The following is a 5,345-nucleotide window of genomic DNA, read 5'->3' as shown; positions in this document are numbered from 1 at the left end:
CGTGCGCAGCGTCGGCGGCGTGCCCGTGAGGCCCGCCACGCGCGAGAACCCCGTGAGCGGCGCAGCCGGATTCGTGAGCCAGTAGCTGCCGTTGAAATTGCCCACGTAGTCGTCGCGCGTGAGCGACGGCATCTGCGCCACGCCCAGTGTCTGCGCCTGCGGCGCGTCCGGCGCGCTCTGCCAGGCGCAGGCGCTTTTCGAACCGTCGAGGAACGGCACGCCCGGCGCCCTGGCGTCGAACGCGCGGCCGAGCGGCGGCGTGCAGGTTTGCGCGAGCGCGTCGCTCACGCCCGGCATCGCGCCGATATCGGCGAACCACACGCGCGGGTCGTTGCGGCCGATCGCAAACGTGTTGACCCACGGCATGGCCGCGTAGCGCTTCTGGATCGCGATGAAATCATCGAGCGACGACGCGCTGCCCCACGCGAGGAAGTTCTCGAACACGCGCGTGTTGTCGGCGTTCACGTCGCGCAACGCGAACGCGTGCTGCGCATTCCACGCGAGCGCGGGCGACATCGTCGACAGATTGATCAGCGGACCGAAGCGCGAGCGATAGAGCGTGCGCGTGACCTGCGTGATCGCGCCGTCGCTGCCGCGCACCGGCACCGTGACGGGCACCGCCTGCATGGCTTCGTCGCGGCCGTCGTAGAGATAATGCGTCGGCGCGCCCGGCACCAGCGCAAGCTGGAAGATGCCGAAGCGGCGCGCCTGCGAAACGGTGTGCGTCCACGCGATGTTGTCGTTGAAGCCGATCATCACCACCGGCACGCCGAGGAACGACGCGCCCGCCACGTCGAGCTGGCCCGGAATCGTCAGTTGCGCCTCGTAGAAGCGGTCCGGGCCTTGCCAGAACCAGTGCGGATTGCCGAACAGCAGGCTCGCGCCCTCGCGCGTTTTCGCCGCGCCGAACGCCAGCGCATTGCTGCCGATGCCCGCACGCTGGTCAATGTCGAAGCGTGTCGGCGCGATGTCGATCGACGCCGTCGTTGCGCTGCTCCGCGAGGCTTGCGGCGCGCTCGCAGCGGGCGCGGCTGACGAGGCGGGCGCGGCAGGCGCGGCTTCAGCCGATGGCGGCTTCGCGTGCACGATGGCCTCGACGAAATGCGCCTCGCCGCCCGCGAGCGTGGCCGCGATCAGGCGGCGATAAACATCGTCGGCGTCGATCGGGCGCAGCCAGGCGGCGTTCGCGCACACGGCATGCGCCCCCGCGAAGCGCCCCGCGCGCAGATCGTCGAGATAACGGTCATAGCCCGCCGCGTAGCCTTCGACGAGTTCGCGCGTGCGCGGCGTCTGCGCGTCGCGAAAGCGCGCCACGGCGTCGTTGCCCACGACGAAGCGGAAGAAGAAGTCGGCGTCGAGATTGTGCGGCTGGCCGAACGACGCGGCCGCCGGCGGACGCGCTTCGGCGCCGAACTGCTCTGAGCGCTCGCCGCGATACGTCACGAAGGCGTCGCCGAGCGTGCAGAGATTGTCCTGCGCCTGCGCGTAGCCGGTGCCATAACCGAGGCTGCCCCAGTCGTTCGCGCGGATGTGCGGGATGCCGTCGGCGGTGCGGCGGATGTCCGCGCGATACGCAGGATGAGCCTGTTGCGTCTCCTGTTGCGCGGACGTCGTGCACGCGCCGGCCAGAACGGCGCACAGCGCGCCAGCGAGGAGATTGCCTGCTGCGGAAAATCGTTTCATCGAAGGTGGCGTCGAAAGCGGTGTCGAAAAACGGAGTTCGGCGGGCGCGAACCGCGCCGTCAATGCGCGAAACTGATCGGCATGCCGCCGTCCGGATGCGCGACCGTACCCATCGGAATGCCGTAGATCGCGCTGAGCGTCTCGGCGCGCATCAGCTCGGCGGACGGCCCGTGCGCGAGCAGACTGCCGCCCTTCAGCGCGATCAGCTCGTCGCAGAAACGGCCCGCCATGTTGATGTCGTGCAGCACCACCACCACGCCGATGCCGCGCTCCTCGCTCAGGCGGCGCACCAGCGCGAGCACTTCGATCTGATGCGCGATGTCGAGCGCGGAAATCGGCTCGTCGAGCAGCAGACAGTCGCTGTCCTGCGCGACCAGCATCGCCAGCCACACGCGCTGACGCTCGCCGCCCGAGAGGCTGTCCACGGCGCGGTCGGCGAAACGCACCGTATCGGTCTGCTCCATCGCTTCCAGCACTTTTTGCGTGTCGGTGCGCGAGAAACGCCCGAGCGCGCCGTGCCACGGATAGCGGCCGAGCGCGACCAGCTCGCGCACCGTCATGCCGTCGGCGGCGGGCAGTTGCTGCGGCAGATACGCGACCTTGCGCGCAAACGCGCGGTTGTCCCACTGCGCGAGCGGCTGCCCCGCGAACGTGAGCGTGCCCGCGGCGGGCTGCTGCTGACGCGCGAGCAGCTTCACGAGCGTCGACTTGCCCGAGCCGTTATGGCCGATCAGGCCATACATGCGGTGCTTCGCGAGCGTGAGCGAGAGCGGCTTGAGCAGCGTGCGGCCGTCCGCCGCGAATGACACGCCGTCGAGCGTAAACATCGCCGGCGCGTGTGCGTCCTGCGGGCGCGTCGCCGGATGGATGGCGTCCGCGTTTGTGTCAGCGTTTGCGTCAGCGCTTGCATCTGCATTGGCGGGCGCTTCGGGCAACGCCTCGTCGTGCGAAAGATTCATGGTCAAGCTCATTGGCATCTTCAACGGTAAATGGCATCGACATCATCGACGCCGTGCGTGCATCGGTGTCAGCGCGCGGCCACGCGTGCGAGCGGCGCATGATCCGCGCCCTGCTCGCCGTTGCCCGCCGCGCGTGCGCTCAGATCCGCGCCCAGCCCGGTTTCCACGAGCTGACCGTATTCGAGCTTGATATAGCGGTCGGCGAGATGGAAATAGCGGTCGTCGTGCGTGATGACCACCACGGTCTTGCCCTTCGCCTTCAGCTCGGGCAACAGCTTGCGGTAAAACACGTCCTTGAACAGCGGGTCCTGATCGGCGGCCCATTCGTCGAACAGATAGAACGGGCGATCCTCCAGATACGCGACCAGCAGCGCGAGTCGCTTGCGCTGTCCCTGCGACAGTTCGAGCGTGGAAAACGCGCCGTCCTTGATGCTGACCTTGTGATCGAGCTGCAGATGCACGAGCAGATCCTGCGCGGTCTGATCGAGCCCGTCGAAGCGCATGCCGAGCAGACTGTCGAACAGGAAGAAGTCGCTGAACACCACAGAAAACAACTGCCGGTAGCTGTCGCGATCCGCTTCGTTCACGGGCGCGCCATCCACCACGATACGCCCGCTTTCGGGCGCGTACAGCCCGACGATCATCTTCGCGAGCGTGGTCTTGCCGCTGCCGTTACCGCCGATCAGATAGACCAGTTCGCCGGGCTTGAAGCTCAGATTGATCGGCCCGAGCGTGAAGACGTCGTTCTCCTTCTCGCGGAAATAGCGATGCGTGACGCCGTCGAGCACGAGGCTCTGGAAGCCGCGTTTGACCGGCGCGTCGAGACCGTTTTCGAGCGGCAGTTCGGCGTTCACTTCCTCGATGCGTTCGAGCGCCACGCGCGCCGTGCTGATGTTCGGAATCGCCGACAGCAGCGACTCGATCGGCATGATCATGTAGAGAAACACCATCGCGTAACCCGACATCACGTGCGTATTCACGGGATACAGGCGCGCGACCACGAACAGCGTGATGCCGATGAAGGCGAACAGGATGAAGCTGCCCCAGCTCGCCGCCGCCGCGTAGAGCACGTAGCCGCGCGTGCGCTGCACGCGCACGGCTTCGACGTTGGTGGAGAGCGTGTCGTCGATGAAGGCGCTGCGGCGCAGGCGATGCAGCTTCAGTTCCTTGGCGCCGTCGAACAGCGCGCGGAAGTGGCGCACCAGATCGTCCTCGCGCTTGCGCGACGCGCGCAGGTGAAACAGCGCGCGTCCGTTGGCGGCGCGAAAACCGGCCGCGCCGATGCCGATCGTCACGATCGCCACCAGCAGGATCTGCCACGACAGCACGCTCAGATACGCAAGACAGCCGATGATCACCGCGCTTTGCATCGCCAGCGCGGGCATGCGCACGAACAGCATGACGATGGCGTCGAGATCCTGCGTGAGCACGGCGAGCGAGCGCGCCGCGCCCTGCTGCTCCAGATGGCGGAAAGAGGCGCCGCCCAGACGCCGGATCGTCTGCATGCGCAGATCCGCCTTGGCGCGCTGGCCGAGGTCCATGAACAGCGTTTGCGACAGCGTGCGCGTGGCGAGCACGATCACGCCGAGCACGACGAACTGCCAGCCCAGACGCGCGAGCTGCGAAGTCGAGGCCGACAGCGCCTGATTGATGAGCGCGACCAGGCCCGCGTTACCGAAACCGCTGACGAGACTGGTTGCGAGCGCAACGAACAAGGTCCAGCGGGCGTTGCGCGCGAGCTTCAAGAGCAAAGACATGGGACTCCTTGAGAGAGTGCGTCATGAACCGGGCCGATCTTGCGCCGGCCGCCGGAACATTGTGAGGATCAGATAAAGTCCGCCGAGCAGCGTCGCCATCACGCCGGCCGGCATTTCCTGCGGGAACAGCACCCAGCGGCCGAGCCAGTCCGAGCCGATCATCAGCGTCGCGCCGAACGCGGCCGCCACGAACAGCAAGGGCATGGCGCGGCGAATGCCGAGCATGCGCGCCATATGCGGCGCCATCAGGCCGATGAACGACAGCGGCCCGATCACGAGCGTCGCCACGGCGCTCAGCAGCGCGCTCAGCATCAGCAGCCCGAGGCGCGCCCCGGCGATGCGCACGCCGAGCCCCACCGAGACCGCGTCGCCGAGCGGCAGGATTTCCAGCCAGCGACGGCACAGCGGCACGGCCGCCAGCGCGAGCAACGCGCAGACCGCGACGAGCGCCGCCATCGTCGGCCCGACGTTGTAGGTCGAGCCCGCCAGCAGGTTGTACAGGACGATGACGCGCGGGTCGCCGCTCGATACGGCGATCACCGACACGGCCTGGAACGCCGCGCTCAGCGTCATGCCCGCGAGGATCAGGGTGTCGGGCGCGAACGACGAGGCGCGCGCGATCAGCACGAGCGCGCCCAGCGTGAGCATCGACCCGGCCGCGCACCAGACGAGGAACGTCGGCAGGTCCGGATGCGTCGTGAGAAACAGCGCGCCGGTCAGGCCGAGCGCGCCGCCCGCCGACATGCCGAGCAGGTCCGGGCTCGCCATCGGATTGCCGGTCATGCGCTGCACGACGCCGCCCGACAGCGCGAGCAGCACGCCCACGCCCGCCGCCGCCACCACATGCGGGAGGCGCAGGAACAGCAGCGCGCCCGCTTCGTGCGCGTTGCTCAGATGCCAGCCCGCGAGCCCGCGCCCGAGCATCAGCGAAACGACCACCACCGCC

General features: G+C 68.0%; 4 protein-coding genes. All 4 read right to left on the bottom strand.

The genetic code is table 11. The features are described 5' to 3' along the window. Positions 1-1,683: penicillin acylase family protein (locus G3N97_RS36250; RefSeq protein ID WP_205997611.1), on the bottom strand; the 1,683-nt coding region annotated here is incomplete at its 3' end. Between the two features lie 59 nt (positions 1,684-1,742). Next, entirely contained in the window at positions 1,743-2,510 is a 768-nt protein-coding gene (locus tag G3N97_RS36245) for an ATP-binding cassette domain-containing protein (RefSeq protein ID WP_205997612.1), read from the bottom strand. 200 nt (positions 2,511-2,710) lie between these two features. After that, entirely contained in the window at positions 2,711-4,399 is a 1,689-nt protein-coding gene (locus G3N97_RS36240) for a cyclic peptide export ABC transporter (protein WP_205997610.1), read from the bottom strand. Positions 4,400-4,420: 21 nt separating this feature from the next. Then, positions 4,421-5,345 (bottom strand): iron chelate uptake ABC transporter family permease subunit (locus G3N97_RS36235; RefSeq protein ID WP_205997609.1); only part of this gene is annotated, 925 nt, incomplete at its 5' end.

Source organism: Paraburkholderia sp. Ac-20347, from assembly GCF_017104805.1.
Lineage (GTDB): Bacteria > Pseudomonadota > Gammaproteobacteria > Burkholderiales > Burkholderiaceae > Paraburkholderia > Paraburkholderia tropica.
Note: the sequence above shows the minus strand (reverse complement) of the source record. Positions and strands in the feature narration are given on the sequence as shown.